The following is a 21,076-nucleotide window of genomic DNA, read 5'->3' as shown; positions in this document are numbered from 1 at the left end:
GGCGAGTACCGGGACGCTTGTGGCCTACACTGTGCTAGTCCTACCGCGGGGTCGCCGCGGTGCGCCGAGAGGGTCTTCTTGACCGAGTCGATGTTCGGGATGCCCTCCCCGCCCTGCGTCGCGCCGGACGAGCCGTCCGCGGCCATCGTGAAGTGCGTGCGGGGCGTGAGAGCGGTGTCGTGCCCGTGGTCGTCCCCGGGCGGACCCCAGCCGTGTGCGGCGGCGGGGCCGGCGCCGACGAGCGTCGTCGTGAGCAGGACGGCCGCGCTCGTGGCGACGGCGGTGAGGACTGATCGGCGCATGGAGACGGGATCACCTTCGAGTCGGGGAACGCCCCCGGTCGGGGGACACGAGCACGCTAACTGGCCGTGCGCCGAGCGGTCCATGTGGGTCTGCACAGGAAGCGAGTACTGCCCGGGAAGCGGTCCCGCGGACGGCGCGGGACCGACCGCTGGTAGACATGGGCCATGACGGTTCGCTGGGGAGTCATCGGCACGGGCGGCATCGCACGCTCCTTCGTGGTGGACTGCTCCGCCGCGGGGATCGAGTTCGTCGCGGTGGGCAGCCGCACGCGTGCGAGCGCCGAGGCCTTCGCCGCCGAGCACGGCATCGCCCGCGCCCACGGTTCCTACGAGGACCTGGTGGCCGACGAGGGGGTCGACGCGGTCTACGTCGCCACGCCCCACTCGCGGCACGCCGAGGACGCCCTCCTCGCGATCGCCGCGGGCAAGCACGTGCTCGTCGAGAAGGCGTTCACGATCACCGCAGCCGAGGCCCGCCGGGTCGTCGACGCGGCGCGTCGCGCCGACGTCGCCGTCATGGAGGCGATGTGGACCCGGTTCCTCCCGCAGATGCGGATGATCCGCGAGCTGATCGCCGAGGGGAGGATCGGCCGACCGCGATTCGTCGAGGCGACGCACCACCAGGCCCTGCCGAGCGACCCCCACCACCGCCTCAACGACCCCGCGCTGGGCGGCGGCGCGATGCTCGACCTCGGCGTCTACCCGATCTCGTTCGCGGTCGACGTCCTCGGGGTCCCGACGGCCGTGACCGCCGCGGGCACGCTGAGCGACCAGGGCGTCGACACGCAGGTGGGTCTCGTGCTCACCCACGAGGGCGGCGCGCAGTCGACGGTGCACTTCGCCCTCGACCTCCGCAGCCCGAACACCGCCTCGGTGATCGGCGAGGACGGCCGCATCGACATCGACGACACCTGGTACACCCCGACGACCTGGCGACTGCGGGACCGGGACGGCGCGGTCGTCGAGGAGTACGACTCCCGCGAGCAGCTCGCCGGGTACGCGCACGAGGCCCGCGCGTTCGAGGAGATGATCACCTCGGGCACGCACGAGGGCGGCCCGATGGACCCCGAGGAGACGGTGGCCGTCATGGCGGTGATGGACGAGGCCCGACGCCAGGTCGGCGTCCGCTACGCGGCCGACGACGAGGACGGTCCGGCTCCCGCCTCCGTCGCCTGACCCCCGGTCGCGGATCCCGGTCTGGAGGCCCGTGGCCGGGTTCCGTAGGATCGTTCGCGATGTCCGACCAGCAGCCCTCGTCGAAGTCCCTCCCGACGCGCCTCCGCGACGCGGCCGCCGCCGTGCGCCGTTCGGCGGCCCGACGTCCCGTGCCGTGGATCGCGGGCGGCCTGGCCGGCGTCCTGGTGCTCGGCTCCGGCGGGGCCGTCGCGGTCGCCGCCGCGACCATGCCGTCGCGCCCGTCCGCGGCGCCGACCGTCGACGCGAGCGCGTCCTCCGCCCCGGCGACGCCGCGTGCGTCGCGGACACCGAGCGCGACGCCGACCCCGGACGCCCGGGCCGTCCCCGCCGACCCCGCGGGTCCGTCGGCACTCCGCACGTGCACGATCGACTCCGCCGCGTCCGCCGCGGGTCTCGGCGACTTCGAGGGCTTCGTGATGGACGCGGCGACCGGCGAGACACTGTTCTCGAGGAAGGGCACGGAGGCCGCCCAGACCGGCAGCGTCATGAAGACGCTCACGAGCGCCACCGCGCTGGCCGTGCTGGGCGGTGACCACCGCATCCCGACCACCGTGACGAAGGAGGCGGACGGCACGATCGCCCTGGTCGGGCACGGCGACGCGACGCTGTCGGCCGGCAACGGCACCGTCTACCCGGGCGCCCCGGCCCTGGCGCAGCTCGCCCAGCAGGTGAAGGCGGCGCTCGGCGACGCCCCCGTCACGACGATCGTCGCGGACGACAGCTACTGGGACGACGCCGACGCGTGGGACCCGACCTGGCCGGAGACCGAGCGGACGATCGGCTACCAGCCGCGGGTCACCGCGCTGATGGTCGACGGCGACCGTGCGAACCCCGCCGCGGCCACGTCGCCGCGCTCCACCGACCCGGTCGGCCGCGCCGGTGCGGCGTTCCGGACCGCGCTGGCGGCCGCCGGGGTCGTCGGTGCCGGGAACGCGCAGGTCGTCCACCGTGCGACGACGAGCTCGGACACGATCGCGTCGGTGTCGTCGCAGCCCGTCTCGACGCTGATCGGGCAGATGATCCCGAACTCCGACAACACCCTCGCGGAGATGCTCGCCCGGGTCTCGTCGCGGGAGTCCGGCGCGGGCGGTTCCGCTGCGTCCCTGACCGGGGTGTACCAGAAGGCCCTGGCGGGCTACGGGCTCGACCCGGCCGGCATCGTGATCCGGGACGGCTCGGGGGAGAGCGCGTCGAACGCGGTGTCGCCGGCGTTCGTAGCCCACCTCATGGTGCAGGTCGCCGCGGGCGCGAAGGGCCTCGGGGTGCTCGCCGAGTCGCTGCCGGTCGCGGGGGTGTCCGGCACGCTGTCGAGCCGCTTCACGGGCGCGAACGCGGTCGCCCGCGGCAAGGTGCACGCGAAGACGGGCTGGATCGACAGCGCGAACACGCTGGGCGGGTACATCGACGCCGCGGACGGCACCCGGCTGACCTTCGCCTTCTACGCCATCGGTTCGTCGCGAGCGGCCGCCCTGCCGGCGCTCGACGCCGTGACCGCGGCGACGTACTCCTGCGGCGGCAGCCTGACCTCGTCCTGAGCCTCACCGCGCCCGGAGGCTCGGGGTGCAGGATGGGGACATGGCCAGGGCACTGCTCGTCGTCGACGTCCAGAACGACTTCACGGAGGGCGGTGCACTCGGTGTCGACGGGGGCGCTGCCGTCGCGGAGCGCATCACCGTCTACCTCCGCCGCCACGCCGACGAGTACGACCTGATCGTCGCCTCGCGGGACTGGCACCACGGGGACGACGACAACGGCGGACACTTCGCCGGCCCCGAGGGACCCGACTACGTCGACACGTGGCCGGTGCACTGCGTCGGCGGCACGCCCGGGGCGGACTACCACCCCGACCTCGACACGAGCGTCGTCGACGTCCACGTGTTCAAGGGCCGTGGGCGTCCCGACTACTCGGCGTTCCAGGCGTCCACGGAGGACGGCACGACCCTGCCGGACCTGCTCGCGGACCGACGCGTGACCACGGTCGACGTCGTCGGGATCGCCACGGACCACTGCGTCCGGGCGTCGGCGCTCGACGCGCGTGCGGCCGGCTTCGACGTCGCCGTGTACGAGGACCTCGTCGCGGGCGTCGATCCCGAGCGGAGCGCGCGTGCCCTGGCCGAGATCAGCGCGGCCGGCGGACACGTCGACCGCAGCGACACGGACGAGGGGCTCGCGAGCCCCGGAGGAGCAGTACTGTGACCAGCACCACCAGCACCACCAGCACCACCAGCACCACCACGACCGTCCGCGACGAGCACGTCTCGGTCGCCGACGTCCCCACCGGCCTGTACATCGGCGGCTCGTGGCGCCCCGCGAGCGGTGGCGCGACCTTCCCCGTCCGCGACCCGAGCACCGGCGCGGTGCTCGCCGAGGTCGCCGACGCGACGCCCGAGGACGGCATCGCCGCCCTCGACGCCGCCGTGGCCGCGCAGGAGGGCTGGGCCTCGACCGCGCCGCGGACGCGCTCGGACGTCCTGCGCCGTGCCTTCGACCTGGTCCACGAGCACGAGGACGACCTCGCCGCCCTGATGACGCTCGAGATGGGCAAGCCGCTCGCGGAGTCGAGGGGCGAGGTCGTGTACGGCGGGGAGTTCCTCCGGTGGTTCTCCGAGGAGGCCGTCCGCATCCACGGCGACTACCGCACGAACCCCGAGGGGACGGGCCGCGGCATCGTCCTCCGTCGTCCGGTCGGACCGGTCTACGCGATCACGCCGTGGAACTTCCCGCTCGCGATGGCCACCCGGAAGATCGGGCCCGCGCTCGCCGCCGGCTGCACGGTCGTGCTGAAGCCCGCCGACCTGACCCCCCTGACGACGCTCTTCCTGGTCGAGCTGTTCCGGCGGGCGGGTCTGCCGGACGGCGTGCTCAACGTGGTGCCGTCGCGCGACGCGAAGGCACTGTCCGAGCCGATCATCGCCGACCGCCGGCTCCGCAAGCTCACCTTCACGGGGTCGACCCCGGTCGGGTCGGCCCTCCTCAAGCAGGCGGCCGACAACGTGCTGAAGACGAGCATGGAGCTCGGCGGCAACGCCCCGCTGCTCGTGTTCGACGACGCCGACCTCGACGAGGCGGTCGCCGCCGCGATGCAGGCGAAGTTCCGCAACGTGGGCGAGGCCTGCACGGCCGCGAACCGCTTCTTCGTGCAGGAGGGCATCGCCGACGCGTTCACCGCGGCCCTCACCGCGAAGGTCGAGGAGCTCCGGGTCGGCCGGGGTACCGAGGACGGCACGACGCTCGGCCCGCTCATCGACGACCGTGCGGTGGACAAGGCCGCGGGGCTCGTCGACGACGCGGTGGAGCGGGGCGCGACCCTCGTGACCGGTGGGCAGCGCGTCGACCGCCCGGGCACGTTCTACGCGCCGACCGTGCTCGACGAGGTGCAGCCCGGGTCGGACATCCTCACCACGGAGATCTTCGGACCGGTCGTGTCGATCACGCGCTTCACGACCGAGGAGGAGGGCATCCGGCTCGCGAACGACACCGAGTACGGGCTCGTCGCCTACGCCTTCACGACGGACTTCCGGCGGGGCCAGCGGCTCGCCGAACGCCTCGAGACGGGCATGCTCGGCCTGAACACGGGCGTCGTGTCGAACGCCGCGTTCCCGTTCGGCGGCGTGAAGTCGTCGGGCCTCGGTCGCGAGGGCTCGCACGAGGGCATCGAGGAGTACCTGGAGTCGGTCTACGTCCTGACCCCGGACCCCTTCGCCGCCTGACCCGCAGGGCCGGGGTCAGACGAGCAGCTGGTGCTTCGCGAGGTCCCGGTAGAGCGGGGTCGACTGCACGAGCTCGGAGTGCGTGCCCGTGCCGACGACCCGGCCGTGCTCGAGCACGACGATGACGTCCGAGTCCACGACGGTGGACAGCCGGTGCGCGATGACGAGCAGGGTGCGGTCCTCGGCGACGGCGTCGATCGCGAGCCGCATCTTCTGCTCGTTCACGCCGTCGAGGGACGACGTCGACTCGTCGAGCAGCAGGATCGGGGGAGCGGCCAGCAGCGCGCGGGCGATCGCGAGTCGCTGCCGCTCACCACCGGACAGCATGACGCCGTCCTCGCCGACCTGCGCGTCGAGGCCCCGGGGGTCGCGGTGCAGCACCTCGCCGAGGTTGACCGCCTCCAGCACGCGGACGCAGTCCTCCTCGGAGGCGTCGGGCGAGCCGAGGAGCAGGTTCGCCCGGATCGTGCCCGCGAGCACCGGAGCGTCCTGCTCGACGTACCCGATCTGTGCGCGGAGCTCGGCGCGGTCGAGCCCGCGGACGTCGACACCGCCGAGCCGGATGACCCCGTCGGTCGGGTCGTAGAACCGCTCGATCAGGGCGAGGGTCGTCGACTTCCCGGCGCCCGACGGGCCGACCAGCGCGACGCGCGCGCCGCGCGGAACCCGGAACGACACGTCGTCCAGCACCACGTCGCCGGCGGCGGGTGCGTCGTCGACGGCACCCGGGCCTCCCGACCGGCCCGTCGCGCCGTCCGCGCCCGTCGCGCCGTCCGCACCCGACGCGTCGGCCGCACGCGCGTACCGGAACGTGACGTGCTCGAACGCGATCGCGTCGTCGGTCTCGATCGCTGCGGCGACCCGGACCGCGGCGTCGTCCTGGTCCTCGGTCGGCAGGTGCAGGACCTCCTCGATGCGGCCGAGCGCCCCGAGGGCCTGCGCGACGGCGACGACCGCGCCGAGGGCCTGGCCGAGCGGCATGACCATCATGAAGAGCAGCAGGATGAAGGTGATGAGGGTGGCGATCGTGATGGTGCCCGCGGCGACCTGCGCCCCGCCGACGCCGAGGACGGCGATGAACGCGACCTGCAGGACGATGCTCGCGACCGGGACGACGAACGCCGACATCCGGGCGATGTCGAGACCGCGGCGGTAGGCCTCGGTGGCGTGGCCGTCGACCTCGCGGACCTCGCGCTCGGTGGCACCGGCGGCGCGGATCGTGCGGACGGCGCCGATGCCGCGTTCGACCGCGGCGGTGAGGTCACCGACCTTCTCCTGCGCGCGCTTCGACGCCACGCGGATGCGCCGGCTGAGCCCGCCGACGACGACGATCGCGACGAGCACGATGACGACCGTGATGCCGAGGAGCAGCGGGTCGATGACCGCCATCGCGATGACGGCGCCGACGAACGTCAGTGCGCCGCCGATCGACTCGATGAGCCCCTGCGTCAGCACGGCCCGGAGGAGGGTGGTGTCGCTGCCGACCCGGGACACCAGGTCGCCGGTACGCCGGGTGTCGAACTCGGAGATCGGCAGGTTGAGGATGCGCGCGATGAGCTTGCGGCGGGTGGAGAGCACCACGCCCTCGCCGGCGCGCTGGAGCAGGAAGTGCTGGACGCCGTTCAGGACGCCCGACACGAGGACGAGCGCGACGAGCACCCAGACCAGGACCGAGAGCGTGTCACCACGCTGCACGGCGGTGACGACCTGGTTGACGAGCAGCGGCTGCGCGAGCGAGGCGCCGGCTCCGAGGACGCTCAGCACGATGATGACGACCATCGCGGGCTTGTTCTCGAACAGGTAGGTCAGCAGTCGTCCGAAGCTCGCGCGGGGGCCGTCGGACTGCTTGCGTCGTACGAAGGGGAGGCTCATCGTTCCTGGTTCCTGCCGCCCGTGCGGGGTGTGCTGGCGGCCGTCGTCCAGTCTCCCACCGTCACGTGGGTGCGTGCTGCGCCGTCCGTGGTGCTGGGGACGACGGAACGGGAGGCGCGGTACCAGCCGGCACCGCGCCTCCCGTCCGGCGGGTGGTCGCCTGGGCGACCCGTCAGGCGCGCACGTCCGTGGCTGCGGTTGCGTCTGCGTCTGCGTCCGCGAGCCCGCGGCTCTTCGTCTCGCGCACGAACAGCAGGGCGACGAGCGTCACGACCGCGGCGATCGTCAGGTACAGGCCGACGAGGAAGATGTTCCCGTCCGGCCGCCAGAGCGCCAGGGCGATCGTGGGCGCGAGCGACGCCCCGAGGATCGACGCGACGTTGTAGGCGATCGCCGAGCCGGTGTAGCGGACGTTCGTCGGGAAGAGCTCCGGCAACAGCGCCCCCATCGGGCCGAAGGTCAGGCCCATGAGCGACAGCCCGACGACGAGGAACGTGACCACCGTGATGGGTCCGGTCGACGCGGCGAACCACAGCTGGAACGTCAGGCCGAACAGGGCGATGCCGATCGTCGTGGGGATGAGCGTGCGGCGACGGCCGTACTTGTCCGCCAGCCAGCCCGCGATCGGCGTGAAGATGCCGAAGAACACGACGCCGATCATGAGCAGCGTGAGGAACTCGCCGCGGCTGTAGCCGAGGCCGATCTTCGGCACGAGCGGTCCCGCCTCGGCACCGGTGGTGCCGTAGTTCAGCGTGAAGGTCGTCATGAAGTAGAAGAGGACGTACGTGGCGACCATGCCGAAGGTGCCGACGATGACGGCCTTCCACGAGGTCCGGAACACCCGGCCGAGCGGGAGCTTCGCGACGCTGCCGGTCTCCTGCACGCCGCGGAAGACGGTCGACTCGACGAGCTTGAACCGGACGTAGAGCCCGACGACGACGAGCACCGCGGAGAGCAGGAACGGGATGCGCCAGCCCCACGCCTGGAAGTCGGCGTTCGGGGTGCCGTCCGCGCCGGCGGGCATCGCGGCGTTGATCGCGATGAACAGGCCGTTGGCGAGCAGGAAGCCGATCGGGGCGCCGAGCTGCGGCATCGACCCGAACACGCCGCGCTTGCCCTTCGGCGCGTTCTCCGTCGCGAGCAGTGCGGCCCCGGACCACTCGCCGCCGAGTCCGACGCCCTGGGCGAAGCGCATCACGGCGAGCAGGACGGGTGCCCAGATGCCGATGGTGTCGAAGGTCGGCAGGCAGCCGATGAGGAAGGTCGCGGTCCCCATGACGAGGAGCGACGCGACGAGGGTGGCCTTGCGGCCGACGCGGTCGCCGAAGTGGCCGAACAGGATCGACCCCACCGGGCGGGCGAAGAAGGCGAGCGCGAAGGTCACGAAGGACGACAGCTGCGAGGCCGTCGGGTCCTCGTTCGGGAAGAACAGCGCGGGGAAGACCAGGACGGCGGCGGTCGCGTAGACGTAGAAGTCGTAGAACTCGATCGAGGTGCCGACCAGGCTCGCGATGACGACGCGGGACCGGGGGTTCTCGGCCGGCGCGGGGGCCGGGGTGGGGGCGGACGTGGGTGCCGGTGCGGCGGACATGGTGCGGGGGACTCCGAGGGGAGCGCTCTCTCGAGCGCGGCGGTGGCTGCCGAAGCTGCGGACACCGACCGGTCCGCGCGGGGTGGCGCGTCTCTCGGTCGGGTGCGTTCGGTGGGTGGTCCCGCTCGTGACGGAGCACCCAGCGTACGACAGATGTCGTCCACCTGCGAATCCACCGAGGGTCCCCGGTGCGTGCCCTGCGCTCAGCTGGTGGTGTCGGCCTCGAGGTGCGGGGGCAGCTGGTGGCCCATGCGGTCACGCTTCGTGTCCAGGTACCCGGCGTTCTGCGCGGAGATCCCGACGACGAGCGGCACGAGCGCGGACACGGTGATGCCGTGCTCCTCGAGCTGGCGGCGCTTCTCCGGGTTGTTCGACAGCAGTCGGACGCGCGTGATGCCGAGGTCGGCGAGGATCCCGGCGGCTCCGCCGTACTCGCGGGAGTCCGCCGGCAGCCCGAGCGCGAGGTTCGCGTCGAGGGTGTCGAGCCCGTCCTCCTGCAGGCGGTACGCCTTGAGCTTGTTGATGAGCCCGATGCCGCGGCCCTCCTGACCACGCAGGTACACCACGACACCGCCCTCGGCGGCGATCGTGTCGAGCGCGGCATCGAGCTGCGGGCCGCACTCGCACTTCAGGGATCCGAACGCCTCGCCGGTCAGGCACTCCGAGTGCACGCGGACCAGGGCGTCGTCGCCCGGTGCCGACCCGTCGGGCGCGGGAGCGATGATCGCGACGTGCTCGGCGCTCGTCACGAGGTCGCGGTAGGCGCGCATCTCGAACGTCCCGTGCGTCGTCGGGACGTTGGTCGCGACCTCGAAGTGCACCGGGCTGCCCGGGGTGGGGGAGGTGAGGGCGTCGGTCATGCGGTGCTCCGGTCGTTCTGTGCCTGGTCTGCTGTCGTCGCCGCTCCGGTGGGCGCGGTCCCCTCCGCCGGCCGGCCGGTGCCGGTCCGGGGGCGGTGGGGACGAGCGCGGACCAGGAGGTCGGGGCCCAGGCTGGTGGTGGACGTCACGTCCAACTGGCGGCGGTCGCCGATGCTTCCCACCCCGACGTCGCCGATCGCGACCCGGGGGCCGCCGAGCAGGACCGGGGCGAGGTAGACGAGCACCTCGTCGACCAGGCCGTCCGCGATGAGCGCCGAGGCGACCGTCGGACCGCCCTCGACGAACACCGAGTGGACGCCGTGGTCGCGCAGGGTGCGGAGCGCGTCCGCGAGGTCGTGCCCCGGGAGCGCGAGCAGGCCGCGCGGGTGCCGTCGGACGGCGGCGGTGTCGGGCACCGCGCGGTCGCCGACCACGACGGGGAGGGGCTGGTCGGCGAGGAGCTCGCCCGCGTCGCCGCGCGCCGTCAGGCTCGGGTCGTCGGCGAGCACCGTCCCGGTGCCGACGAGGATCGCGTCGTGCGCGGCCCGCTGCTCGTGGACGTGCTGCCGTGCGGCCGCCCCGGTGATCCAGCGACTCGTGCCGTCGGCCGCGGCGACGCGTCCGTCCAGGCTCGACGCCCACTTCACGGTCACCCACGGGCGTCCGGTGCGGACGGAGAGGAGCCAGCGCTCGAGGAAGGCCTCGGCCTCGTCGGCGAGCAGGCCGGACACGACGTCGACCCCGGCCGCGCGCAACCGGTCGGCCCCGCCGTGCGCGTGCTCGCCCGGGTCGTCGACCGCGTAGACGACCCGTCCGACGCCGGCCTCGATCAGGGCCAGGGCGCACGGTCCGGTGCGGCCGACGTGGTTGCAGGGCTCGAGGGTGACCACCGCGGTGGCACCGCGGAGCTGCTCGGCGGGCACCTCGGCCATCGCGGCGACCTCGGCGTGCGGGGTGCCGGCGCCCCGGTGCCAGCCCTCGCCCAGGACGTCGCCGGCGGGGGAGAGGATCACCGCGCCGACCCGGGCGTGGTCGCCGACGGCCGGCCCGAGCGCGGCGAGCTCGAGCGCGCGGCGCATCGCTCGGCCCTCTGCGGGACGGACCGACGGATCGGGGTTCGTGGTCACGCTCCGACACTACCGACCGGCCGTCGGTGACCCGTCACCCGGTGGTCCCCTGTCAGCGAACGCCGGCGCGTGTCAGCGACCGCCCCGGTGCACGCCCGCGTGCTCCGGTCCGTCGGTGCCGTCCGGGAACGACGCAGCCGGCCAGGGCAGGTCCGACGCCGGTGCACCGTCGGCGCGACGCAGCCCCGTCCACGCCACCGTCGGTCCGCCGTCACGGGCGGGGATGCGGGCGGTCCCGGTGCCGGTGAAGGAGAACCCCGCCGAGCGGGCGACCGACGCCGACCCGACGTTGCCCTCGTAGCACTCCCAGTACACGTCCGGGGCGCCGCGGTCGAACGCCCACGCGACCACGAGTTCGACGGCCTCGTGCATGATCCCGGCACCCCGGGCGGCGGGCGCGAGCCAGAAGCCGAGGTCACGGTGCTCGGTGCGGAAGGAGACCACGCCGACGAGCCAGTCCGAGCCGACCCGCCGGATGCCCCACGTGTACTCGCGGTCGGAGGCCCAGCCGGGGCCGACCAGCGCGTCCACGAAGGTCTGCGCCTCGCGCTCGGTGTACGGCGTCGGGACGGTCGTCCACCGCACCACGGCCGGGTCCTGGCACCCCTCGGTGATCGCAGCCGTGTCGGCCCGGGTGGGCACCGTCAGGCGCACCCGGTCCGACGACAGCGTCACGGGGAGCATCGTCAGGCGCGGCGGCGCGGCACGAAGCCGATTCGGTCGTACACGCGGGCGAGGGTGGCCTGCGCGATCGCCTCGGCACGGTCCGCACCGACGGCGAGCAGCCGGTCCAGCTCGGCCGGGTCGTCGAGCAGCTCCAGCGTGCGGGCGCGCACCGGCTCGAGCTCGGCGACGACGGCGTCCGCCACCGCACCCTTGAGGTCGCCGTAGCCCTTGCCCACGAACTGCTCCTCGAGCGACGCGACCGGGGTCCGGGTGAACGCTGACAGGATCGCGAGCAGGTTGGTCACCCCGGGCTTGGCCTGGCGGTCGGCCCGGATCTCGCGCTCGGTGTCGGTGACGGCCGACCGGATCTTCTTCGCGGTGCGCTTCGGGTCGTCGAGCAGGCGGATCAGCCCGTTGTCCGACGCCGCGGACTTGCTCATCTTGCTCGTCGGGTCCTGCAGGTCGTAGATCCGGGCGGTCTCGGTGCCGATCTGTGCCTTCGGGACGACGAAGGTGTCGCCGAAGCGCGAGTTGAACCGGGTGGCGAGGTCGCGCGTCAGCTCGACGTGCTGGCGCTGGTCGTCACCGACCGGCACGACCGCCGTGTCGTACAGCAGGATGTCCGCCGCCATCAGGATCGGGTAGGTGAACAGGCCGACCGAGGCCGCCTCGGCGCCCTGGCGTGCCGACTTGTCCTTGAACTGGGTCATCCGGCTGGCCTCGCCGAAGCCCGTCAGGGTGTTGAGCACCCATGCGAGCTCGGCGTGCGCCGGCACGTGGGACTGCACGAACAGGGTCGACTTGGTCGGATCGATGCCGGACGCGATGTACTGCGCCGCGGTCGCCCGCGTGCTCGCCCGGAGCTCCGTGGGGTCCTGCGGCGACGTGATCGCGTGCATGTCGACCACGCAGTAGATGGCGTCGTGGTCGTCCTGCAGGTCGCGCCACTGCATGAGCGCCCCGACGTAGTTGCCGAGGTGGAGGGACCCGGCCGAGGGCTGGATGCCGGAGAAGATGCGCGTCGTGGTCATGGTGCTGTTCCTGTACTGCGAGAGCGGAGGGGGAGCGGGTCAGAGCTCGTAGTCGACGACCACGGGAGCGTGGTCGGACCATCGCTGGTCGTACGCCGCGGCGCGGTCGACCGTGTACTGCGTGACCTTCGCGGCGAGGTCGGGCGTGGCCACCTGGTAGTCGATGCGCCAACCGCTGTCGTTGTCGAACGCCTGGCCGCGCCACGACCACCACGTGTAGGGCCCGTCGACGTCACCGGCCTGGTCGCGTCCGACGTCCACCCAGCCGAGGCCCGGGCCGGTCGAGCCGTCCGCGCCCTCGACGGGTTCGCCCTCGGTCCCGAAGAACCGCGAGAAGTAGGCACGTTCGCGCGGGAGGAACCCGGCGCGCTTGACGTTGCCCTTCCAGTTCTTGATGTCCCGCTGGTCGTGCCCGACGTTGAGGTCGCCGACGACGACCGCGAGCGGGTTGTGCGCGCGCAGCGCCGGCAGCCGCTCGGTCATCGCGTCGAGGAACTTCCACTTCTCGTCCTGCTTCGGGGTGTCGACCTCGCCCGAGTGCACGTAGCAGGACACGACCGTGACGGTGGTGCCGTCGAGCTCGTAGTCGGCCTCGATCCAGCGCCCGGCGGAGTCGAAGTCCGTCGGACCCAGTTCGACGCGGTGGATGTGCGCACGGTGGCGGGAGGCGATCGCGACACCCGCGCGGCCCTTCGCCGTGGCGGGGTCGTGCACGATGTCCCACTCGTCGCCGAGGAGCCCGGCCAGGTCGTCGCTCGATGCGCGGACCTCCTGCAGGGCCAGCACGTCGACCTCGCGCGTGTCGAGCCAGTCGCCCATGCCCTTCCGGAACGCGGCGCGGACGCCGTTCACGTTGACGGATGCGAGGCGCAGGCGTGTCATGCGCAACACCCTACCGGCGGGTCGTGACACCCCTCGTGCGCGGGCTTGTCCCGCGCGGGCGGGCGCGCCACGATGAGCGGCGTGACCGATGCCGTCGACCCGTCGTCCGGGCGCCACGAGCAGGTCGACCGTGCCCTCGTCGCTGCGTCCGAGCTCCTTCGGTACGGCTGGCCGGAGGACGCCGTCGAACCGCTCACGGGCGCCCTCGCCCTGCACGGCGACGACGCCGAGGTCCTGCGCGTCCTCGCCGTGGTCTTCTGGTGGACCGAGGACCTCGATGCCGCGCGGACCGCCGTGCGCCGGGCGATCGCCACGGACCCTGACGACGTCGAGTCCTTCCGACTCGCGGCGCACCTGGCCGAGGCGGCCGGCGACGTCCCCGAGGCGCGCGCGGCCTGGTCGGCGGCGGTCGCGCTCCGTCCGGACGACGGCGACCTGGCGGCGGCCCGGCTCGTCCTGGACCTCCGCACCGGGACCGTCGACCGTGAGACCTACGCGACGGCGACCCGTGCGGCAGCGGCGCACCCCCGGCACGCCGAGGTGAACCTCGCCCTCGCGTGGCTGGCGGACCGGGAGGGCTACCCCGGCACGGCGGAACGTGCGCTGGTCGCCGCGGTCGCGGCGACGCCCGCCGACCCGTGGTCGCGATGGCAGCTCCTGCGTGCCCGGGAGCGGCGGGGCAGCACGATCGCGGTGCTCGCCGACGCGGCGCTCGTGCTCGCCGAGCACCCGGACGCGGTCGGCCCGCTCGGTGCCTTCCGACGGGCTGCGGTCCGGATGGCCTCGTTCGGCACGGCGCTCGTCCTGGTCGGCCTCGTGCTCGCCGCCACCGGCGGGGCGCTCGGTGACACGGCGCTGCACGCGCCCGTCGCGGCGGCGCTGTGGTGCGTGGCGGTGATGATCGGCATCGTCGCGACCGAGGTGGCGGTGCTCCGGCGCCTCGGCCGGTCGTTGCGGACCGGGTGGCCGCCGTTCGTCCGGCTCGTCCGGACGCGCGCCGGCGGGGTCGTGGTCCTGCCGGTGCTGCAGGCGGTCACGCTGGTGGCCGGCGGGCTCCTGCTCGTGCTCGCGGCAAGCGGTGCGCCGGGCGCGGCCGACGGCTGGGTCGCGGCCGTCGGTGGTGCCGGCCTGGTCGGCGCCCTCGGGGTCGGCGGCTTCCTGGACCGCTGGTACGCGTAGCCGGGGACCGGTCCCCGGCTCCGCGGACGTGGCGACCCGACGACGGACGGGAGGCGCGGTGCCCGCTGGCACCGCGCCTCCCGTCCGTCAGGTGGTCGCGTCGCGCGACCGGTCTGCTCAGGCCGCGTCGTGGTCCGTCTGCAGGAACTCGACCAGGCTGTCCGCGGTCGCGTCGGCGTCGTCGCCGGTCACCGTGAGGGTGACCTCGTCGCCGTTCTCGATGCCGAGACCGAGGAGGGCGAGGATGCTGCCCGCGTTGCCGGTCTTGTCGCCCTTGGCGATCGTCACCTGGTGGCCGGACGCGGTGACGGTCTGCACGAAGAGGGACGCGGGGCGGGCGTGCAGGCCGGACGCGCTGGCGACGGTGACGGTGCGGGTGGCTTCGGACATGCGTTGACTCCTGTCGACGGGTGGTTCGCTCATGCTAGCGAGCGCGGGGTGGGCGGTTCCGGGGGGCTGTCCGGGCGGGACGGACCGTGGTCCGGTCAGTCGCGGCCGGGCCAGAGGACCTCGGTGCCGGCGGCCTCGACCTCGCGCACGAGGTCGGCGTTCACGCCGGGGTCGGTGATGATCGTGTCGATCGCGGCGAGCGGGGCGACGCGGCCGAACTCCTCGCGACCGAACTTGGTGTGGTCGGCGAGCAGGATGCTGCGACGGGCGGACTTGATCATCGCGCTCTTGACGGCCGCCTCGGCCATGTTGTGCGTGGTCAGTCCGCGCTCGGGGGTGATCCCGTTGATGCTGATGAACGCCACGTCCACGCTGACCATCCCGATCAGCTGGTGGGTCCAGGTGCCGACGCCGGCGAGCGAGTCGCTGCGGATGTTGCCGCCGAGCAGGTGCAGGTCGATGCCGGACCGGTTCGCGACCGCCATGGCCACGGGCAGCGAGTGCGTGACGACCGTCAGGCCGCGGTCGGTGGGCAGCATCTCGGCCAGGCAGATCGTCGAGGTGCCGGCGTCGATCATGACCGAGCCGTTCTCCGGCAGCTCGGCGAGGGCCGCCTCGGCGATCACCATCTTCTCGGCCTGGTTGATGCCGCCGCGGTCGCCGACGCCCGGGTGGAGCGTGATCCGTTCGACCGGGATCGCGCCGCCGTGGGCGCGCCGGACCAGCCCGCGCCGCTCGAGGCTCGTGAGGTCGCGTCGGATCGTCTCAGGGGTGACCTCGAGCAGCTCGGCGAGGTCCTTCACGTCGACGCGCCCCTGCGAGCGGGCGCGCTCGACGATGCGCTGGTGGCGCTCTGGTGCGTACATCGGACCTCGTCGTCTCGCGGTCGGGGTGGAACGGTCGGGCTGCTCGCTCGGGGCTGCTCGGGCGGGCCGGAACGGACCGGCTCGGACACGATCTCGGCGGAGCGTGCCCGTTTGGTTCGTCCGCCGGACGCAAACGGGCACCTGTTTCTGCATTTTTATCCCCGGATGTGTTTGTTTGTCAACGTGGATCGGGGTAGTGTGATCGCACGCCGCCGCGGTCGGACCCGATTCGTCGCGCGGCTCGCACCCCCAAGCACCTCCGCGTGAGATGAAGGAGTCTCGAATGTCCGAACTGCTCGGCACCGGCGTCGGCCGTGGCGTCGCCCACGGCCCCGTGCTCCGGATGGCGGACCCGCTCGGCGCACCGTCGACGGCCCCGCTCGAGGGTTCGGCGGACGACGCGAAGCAGTCCGTGCACGACGCCCTCGCGGTCGTGGCGGAGGACCTCAACAAGCGCGGGCAGCTCGCCGGTGGCGACGCCCAGGCGGTGCTCGAGGCCCAGGCGCTGATGGCGCAGGACCCGACCCTCCTCGACGACGTGCACGCCCGCATCGACGGCGGCACGAACGCCGAGCGCGCGGTGTTCGAGGCGTTCGGCCAGTTCCGCGACCTGCTCGTCGGCATGGGCGGCTACATGGGGGAGCGCGCCGCCGACCTCGACGACGTCGCCCAGCGCATCGTCGCCAAGCTCCGCGGCGTCCCCGCGCCGGGCGTGCCCGAGTCGGACACGCCGTTCGTGCTCGTCGCCCGCGACCTCGCCCCCGCCGACACCGCGCTGCTCGACCTCGACAAGGTCCTCGCGCTCGTCACCCGTGACGGCGGCCCGACCTCGCACACCGCGATCCTCGCCCGCGCCAAGGGCATCACCGCGATCGTCGGGGTCACCGGGGCCGACGGTCTCGTCGACGGCACCCCCGTCGTCGTGGACGCGGCCGCCGGCACCGTCGTGACCGAGCCGTCCGCCGAGCTCGTCGCCGACGTCGAGCGTCGGATCGCCGACCGTCTCGCCGTCGCGGCCGCACCGCTCACCGCCGGGGCCACGGCCGACGGCCACCTGGTCCCGCTGCTCGCGAACCTCGGCAGCCCCGCCGACGCCGCGGGTGCCGTCGCTCTCGGTGCGGAGGGCGTGGGGCTCTTCCGCACCGAGTTCCTCTTCCTCGACTCGCCGACGGCACCGACCGTCGCGCAGCAGACCGAGTCGTACCGCCAGCTCCTCGAGGCGTTCCCCGGCAAGAAGGTGGTCGTCCGTGCGCTCGACGCCGGTGCCGACAAGCCGCTGCCGTTCCTCACGGACAAGGACGAGGAGAACCCGGCGCTCGGTCGCCGCGGTCTCCGGGCGCTCCGCAACCACGAGGAGGTCCTGCGCGACCAGCTCACCGCGCTGGCGCAGGCCGACGCCGCGACCGAGGCAGACCTCTGGGTGATGGCGCCGATGGTCGCCGACGCCGAGGAGACCGAGTACTTCGTCGACCTGGCCCGCGAGCTCGGCATCCGCACCGCGGGTGTCATGGCCGAGGTGCCCTCGCTCGCGCTGATGGCCGAGCAGGTCCTCACGAGCGCCGACTTCGTGTCGATCGGCACGAACGACCTGACCCAGTACACGATGGCCGCCGACCGCATGCTCGGCACCGTCGCGTCCTACCAGGACCCGTGGCACCCCGCCGTCCTGCGCCTCGTCGCGCAGCTCGGTGCGGCCGGCGCCGACGCGGGCAAGGCCGTCGGCATCTGCGGTGAGGCCGCGGCCGACCCGCTGCTCGCCGTCGTGCTCGTCGGCCTCGGCGCCACCACCCTGTCCATGACCCCCGCGGCCCTGGCCGACGTGCGCGCCGAGCTCGGCCAGCACACGCTCGAGCAGGCCCGCGAGATGGCGAAGGCGGCACTCGCCGCGAGCACCGCGGCGGCGGCCAAGACCGCCGCGGCAGCTGCGCACGCCGCCTAGCCGCAGCACCACAGCAGCACCACACCCCTCCACCACTGCAGCACCCATCACAGAAAGCCAGGCACATGACAACGTCGTCCGTTGCAGCGCCCGACGCACCCGCGAAGTCGCGGGGCGGCGCACGCGTCGCCGTCCAGAAGTTCGGCACGTTCCTCTCCGGCATGGTGATGCCGAACATCGCGATCTTCATCGCGTGGGGCCTCATCACCGCCTTCTTCATCGAGACCGGGTGGACGCCGGTCGGCGTCCTCGGCGGCTTCGGCGAGACGGACGGCGTGGCCAACATCGGTCTCGTCGGCCCGATCCTCACCTACCTGATCCCGCTCGCGATCGCCTTCCAGGGCGGCCGGATGATCTACGAGACCCGCGGCGCCGTCGTGGGCTCGATCATGGCGATGGGTGTCATCATCGGCGCCAACGGCACGATCATGATCCTCGGTGCGATGATCTGCGGTCCGCTCGGTGCGTACCTCATCAAGCAGATCGACAAGATCTGGGACGGCAAGATCAAGCCCGGCTTCGAGATGCTCGTGAACAACTACGCGGCCGGCATCCTCGGCTTCGCGCTCGCGCTCGTCGGCTTCTTCTGGCTGGCCCCGCTGTTCAAGCTCATCGCCGAGGGCCTCGGCGCCGCGGTGAAGTTCCTCGTCGACAGCTCCCTGCTGCCGCTCGCCAGCGTCATCATCGAGCCGGCGAAGGTCTTCTTCCTCAACAACGCCATCAACCACGGCGTGCTCGACCAGCTCGGTGCCCAGCAGGTCCAGGAGTCCGGCAAGAGCATCCTCTTCCTGCTCGAGGCGAACCCCGGCCCCGGTCTCGGCATCCTGCTCGCCTTCACCTTCTTCGGTGTCGGCATCGCCCGCTCGACCGCTCCCGGCGCGATCCTCATCCAGTTCTTCGGTGGCATCCACGAGATCTACTTCCCGTACGTGCTGCAGAAGCCGGTGCTGTTCCTCGCCGTCATCCTCGGTGGTGCGACCGGTGTCGCCACGAACGTCGCCTTCCAGTCCGGCCTCGTCGCCCCGGCCTCGCCCGGCTCGATCATCGCCGTCCTCACCGCCACGGCGAAGGACAGCTACGTCGGCGTCATCCTCTCGGTGGTCCTCTCCGCGGCGGTCTCGTTCGCGGTGGCGTCCTTCTTCCTGCTCGCCAGCCGCAAGCGCGACCTGGCGAACAACGGCGGCGACATGAGCGCCGCGATGGCGAAGCTCCAGGCCAACAAGGGCCGCGACGTCAACGCCGCGACCTCGGGTCTGCTCGGCAACAACTCCCCGGCCAACGAGGAGGAGGCCGAGGCCTCGCTCGGTGGCGTCGGATCGGCGTCGACCACCACGGCGACCCGCGTCGAGAACGTCGTGTTCGCGTGCGACGCCGGCATGGGCTCGAGCGCCATGGGTGCCAGCGTCCTGCGGAACAAGGTCAAGAAGGCGGGCATCGAGGGCGTCACGGTCGTCAACAAGGCGATCGCGAACCTCGACGGCACCGAGGACCTCATCATCACGCAGGAGGAGCTCACCGACCGCGCCAAGCAGAAGAACCCGGGCGCACAGCACGTGTCGGTCGGCAACTTCATGAACGCGCCGCAGTACGACCAGGTCGTCGAGCAGCTCAAGAACCAGTAACGAAGTGCAGTATCGGAGGGGGCGGACCACGGTCCGCCCCCTCCACCACGTCCGCGATCAGCAAGGAGAACCCCATGCCCGTCCTGCAGGAGAGCCAGATCCGCATCCACACCGAGGACACCGCCCCGACGAAGTCGGAGGCGATGAAGGAGGCGGCCGAGATCCTCGAGGCTGCAGGCGCGGTCACGGTGGACTACTACCCGGCGATGCTCGAGCGTGAGAAGAGCGTCTCGACGTACATGGGCAACTTCCTCGCGATCCCGCACGGCACCAACGACGCGAAGGACGCCATCAAGTCGTCCGCCCTGTCGTTCATCCGCTACGCCACCCCGATCGACTGGGACGGCAACCCCGTGCGCTTCGTCGTCGGCATCGCCGGCGTGAACAACGAGCACCTCGACATCCTGTCCAAGATCGCGATCGTGTTCTCCGACGAGGACGAGGTCCAGAAGCTCACCGACGCCCCCGACACGGCGGCGATCCTGTCGATCCTCGGCGAGGTCAACGAGTGACCACCGGAACGCGCACCGCCGTCCACTTCGGCGCGGGGAACATCGGCCGCGGCTTCGTCGGGCTCCTGCTCCACGAGGCCGGGTACGAGGTCGTCTTCGCCGACGTCGCGGCCCCGCTCATCGACGCCCTCGCGGCAGCCGACTCGTACACCGTGCACGAGGTCGGGCAGGGCGCCCAGGACCACGAGGTCACGGCCTTCCGCGCCGTCAACAGCGCGCAGGACGAGGACGGGGTGGTCGCCGAGGTGGCCGCCGCCGACGTCGTGACCTGCGCGGTCGGCCCGACCGTCCTGAAGTTCATCGCGCCCGTCATCGCCCGGGGGCTCGTCGCCCGCGACGCGGACGCCGCTCCGCTCGCCGTGATGGCGTGCGAGAACGCGATCAACGCGACCGACCGGCTGCGCGAGTTCATCGTCGCGGCGCTCCCCGAGGAACAGCGCGACGCCGCGCTCGCCAAGGCGGTCTTCGCGAACACCGCCGTCGACCGCATCGTCCCGCAGCAGCCCGCGGACGGCGGCCTCGACGTGACGGTCGAGACCTACTTCGAGTGGGCGATCGACCGCACCCCCTTCGGCGGGAACGAGCCGGAGATCCCCGGCGCGCACTACGTCGACGGGCTGGCCGCGTCGATCGAGCGCAAGCTCTTCACGGTGAACACCGGGCACGCCACCGTGGCGTACCACGGCTTCCTCGCCGGGGCGGACAAGATCTCGGACGCGATCGCGATCCCCGCGGTCCGATCGGCGCTCGAGTCCGTGCTCGCCGAGACGAGCGACCTGCTCGTCCGTCGGCACGAGCTCGACCCCGAGGTGCACCGCTCGTACGTCCAGGCCATCATCGGCCGCTTCGAGAACCCGCACCTGCCGGACACCGTGACCCGTGTCGGCCGGCAGCCGCTCCGCAAGCTGTCGCGTGACGAGCGGTTCGTCTCGCCCGCGGCGGCCCTGGCCGAGGACGGCACCGAGCCGACGGCGCTGCTCGACGCGATGGGTGCGGCCCTGCGCTTCGACGTCGCGGACGACGAGCAGAGCGTCGAGCTGCAGCAGCTGCTGCGCTCCGACCGCTCGGACGCGGACGTCGCGACGGAGATCACCGGGCTCGCTGCGGAGCACCCGCTGCACGCGGCGTTCGCCGAACGGGTGCGCGCGGCGCGCTCCTAGCGTCGCCACCCCGACGGACGGGAGGCGCGGTGCCGGCTGGCACCGCGCCTCCCGTCCGTTCGTGGTCACCCTGCTGCACGGGACGCCGTCAGCTCGGCGGGACGCCGCCACTCGCCGAGACGCCGTCCGCTCGGCGGGACGCCGTCAGCGGCGCGGGACGCCGCCACTCG

At 72.7% G+C, this 21,076-nt stretch carries 17 protein-coding genes and 2 pseudogenes; 9 read left to right on the top strand and 10 right to left on the bottom strand.

From position 1 onward, the window contains the following. Positions 1-302: pseudogene (locus H7A69_RS08250) on the bottom strand (hypothetical protein); the annotation flags it as partial. 165 nt (positions 303-467) lie between these two features. Here H7A69_RS08250 and H7A69_RS08245 point away from each other — a divergent pair. The 4 genes from H7A69_RS08245 to H7A69_RS08230 all read left to right on the top strand — a co-directional run bounded on the left by H7A69_RS08245 (position 468) and on the right by H7A69_RS08230 (position 5,209). Next, entirely contained in the window at positions 468-1,478 is a 1,011-nt protein-coding gene (locus tag H7A69_RS08245) for a Gfo/Idh/MocA family protein (protein WP_182046602.1), read from the top strand. A gap of 59 nt (positions 1,479-1,537) precedes the next feature. After that, the gene (gene dacB, locus H7A69_RS08240) at positions 1,538-3,034 is read left to right on the top strand and encodes a D-alanyl-D-alanine carboxypeptidase/D-alanyl-D-alanine-endopeptidase (protein ID WP_182046601.1); all 1,497 of its coding nucleotides are present in this window, start codon (positions 1,538-1,540) and stop codon (positions 3,032-3,034) included. A gap of 40 nt (positions 3,035-3,074) precedes the next feature. Next, positions 3,075-3,695: an isochorismatase family protein gene (locus H7A69_RS08235; protein WP_182046600.1), complete on the top strand. Its 621-nt coding sequence runs from the start codon at positions 3,075-3,077 to the stop codon at positions 3,693-3,695. An 86-nt stretch (positions 3,696-3,781) separates the two neighbouring features. Continuing rightward, positions 3,782-5,209: an NAD-dependent succinate-semialdehyde dehydrogenase gene (locus H7A69_RS08230; protein ID WP_259346144.1), complete on the top strand. Its 1,428-nt coding sequence runs from the start codon at positions 3,782-3,784 to the stop codon at positions 5,207-5,209. 15 nt (positions 5,210-5,224) lie between these two features. On the opposite strand, the gene H7A69_RS08225 is transcribed toward H7A69_RS08230, so the two are convergent. The 7 genes and pseudogenes from H7A69_RS08225 to H7A69_RS08195 all read right to left on the bottom strand — a co-directional run bounded on the left by H7A69_RS08225 (position 5,225) and on the right by H7A69_RS08195 (position 13,238). Further along, positions 5,225-7,081, bottom strand: coding sequence for an ABC transporter ATP-binding protein (locus H7A69_RS08225; protein ID WP_182046598.1), 1,857 nt, complete (start codon positions 7,079-7,081; stop codon positions 5,225-5,227). Positions 7,082-7,253: 172 nt separating this feature from the next. Beyond that, entirely contained in the window at positions 7,254-8,672 is a 1,419-nt protein-coding gene (locus H7A69_RS08220; protein ID WP_182046597.1) for an MFS transporter, read from the bottom strand. Between the two features lie 203 nt (positions 8,673-8,875). Next, positions 8,876-9,499 (bottom strand): annotated as a pseudogene (gene ribA, locus H7A69_RS08215) (GTP cyclohydrolase II); the annotation flags it as partial. A gap of 29 nt (positions 9,500-9,528) precedes the next feature. Beyond that, positions 9,529-10,611: a bifunctional diaminohydroxyphosphoribosylaminopyrimidine deaminase/5-amino-6-(5-phosphoribosylamino)uracil reductase RibD gene (gene ribD, locus H7A69_RS08210; RefSeq protein WP_182046607.1), complete on the bottom strand. Its 1,083-nt coding sequence runs from the start codon at positions 10,609-10,611 to the stop codon at positions 9,529-9,531. A 120-nt stretch (positions 10,612-10,731) separates the two neighbouring features. Continuing rightward, positions 10,732-11,334, bottom strand: coding sequence for a GNAT family N-acetyltransferase (locus tag H7A69_RS08205; protein WP_182046595.1), 603 nt, complete (start codon positions 11,332-11,334; stop codon positions 10,732-10,734). An 11-nt stretch (positions 11,335-11,345) separates the two neighbouring features. After that, positions 11,346-12,356 (bottom strand): tryptophan--tRNA ligase, encoded by a 1,011-nt coding sequence (trpS, locus tag H7A69_RS08200; protein WP_182046594.1) that lies wholly within the window; start codon positions 12,354-12,356, stop codon positions 11,346-11,348. Between the two features lie 39 nt (positions 12,357-12,395). Further along, on the bottom strand, positions 12,396-13,238 hold the full coding sequence (locus H7A69_RS08195) for an exodeoxyribonuclease III (protein WP_182046593.1): 843 nt from the start codon (positions 13,236-13,238) through the stop codon (positions 12,396-12,398). Between the two features lie 81 nt (positions 13,239-13,319). Between H7A69_RS08195 and H7A69_RS08190 the strand changes: the two genes are divergently transcribed. Beyond that, on the top strand, positions 13,320-14,417 hold the full coding sequence (locus tag H7A69_RS08190) for a tetratricopeptide repeat protein (RefSeq protein ID WP_182046592.1): 1,098 nt from the start codon (positions 13,320-13,322) through the stop codon (positions 14,415-14,417). 117 nt (positions 14,418-14,534) lie between these two features. Here H7A69_RS08190 and H7A69_RS08185 read toward each other — a convergent pair whose 3' ends face one another. Together H7A69_RS08185 and H7A69_RS08180 are read right to left on the bottom strand one after the other, a co-directional pair. Next, the gene (locus tag H7A69_RS08185) at positions 14,535-14,807 is read right to left on the bottom strand and encodes an HPr family phosphocarrier protein (RefSeq protein ID WP_069712190.1); all 273 of its coding nucleotides are present in this window, start codon (positions 14,805-14,807) and stop codon (positions 14,535-14,537) included. A 95-nt stretch (positions 14,808-14,902) separates the two neighbouring features. Further along, positions 14,903-15,673 (bottom strand): DeoR/GlpR family DNA-binding transcription regulator, encoded by a 771-nt coding sequence (locus H7A69_RS08180; protein ID WP_058728882.1) that lies wholly within the window; start codon positions 15,671-15,673, stop codon positions 14,903-14,905. A gap of 283 nt (positions 15,674-15,956) precedes the next feature. On the opposite strand from H7A69_RS08180, the gene ptsP reads away from it, so the two are divergent. From ptsP to H7A69_RS08160, 4 genes are all read left to right on the top strand, one after another. Beyond that, a complete protein-coding gene (gene ptsP / locus H7A69_RS08175) occupies positions 15,957-17,612 on the top strand; it encodes a phosphoenolpyruvate--protein phosphotransferase (protein WP_182046591.1) in 1,656 nt (551 codons plus the stop codon). A 65-nt stretch (positions 17,613-17,677) separates the two neighbouring features. Next, positions 17,678-19,234, top strand: a complete 1,557-nt coding sequence (locus H7A69_RS08170; RefSeq protein WP_182046590.1) for a PTS mannitol transporter subunit IICB — start codon at positions 17,678-17,680, stop codon at positions 19,232-19,234. A 74-nt stretch (positions 19,235-19,308) separates the two neighbouring features. Then, entirely contained in the window at positions 19,309-19,746 is a 438-nt protein-coding gene (locus H7A69_RS08165) for a PTS sugar transporter subunit IIA (RefSeq protein ID WP_182046589.1), read from the top strand. Beyond that, the gene (locus H7A69_RS08160) at positions 19,743-20,906 is read left to right on the top strand and encodes a mannitol-1-phosphate 5-dehydrogenase (RefSeq protein ID WP_182046588.1); all 1,164 of its coding nucleotides are present in this window, start codon (positions 19,743-19,745) and stop codon (positions 20,904-20,906) included. Before H7A69_RS08165 ends, H7A69_RS08160 begins: the two co-directional genes overlap by 4 nt. The last annotated feature ends 170 nt before the right edge of the window (positions 20,907-21,076 follow it).

Source organism: Curtobacterium sp. ME26, assembly GCF_903970945.1.
GTDB lineage: Bacteria > Actinomycetota > Actinomycetes > Actinomycetales > Microbacteriaceae > Curtobacterium > Curtobacterium citri.
The sequence above is the reverse complement of the archived record's forward strand: the minus strand, read 5'-3'. Positions and strand labels throughout refer to the sequence as shown.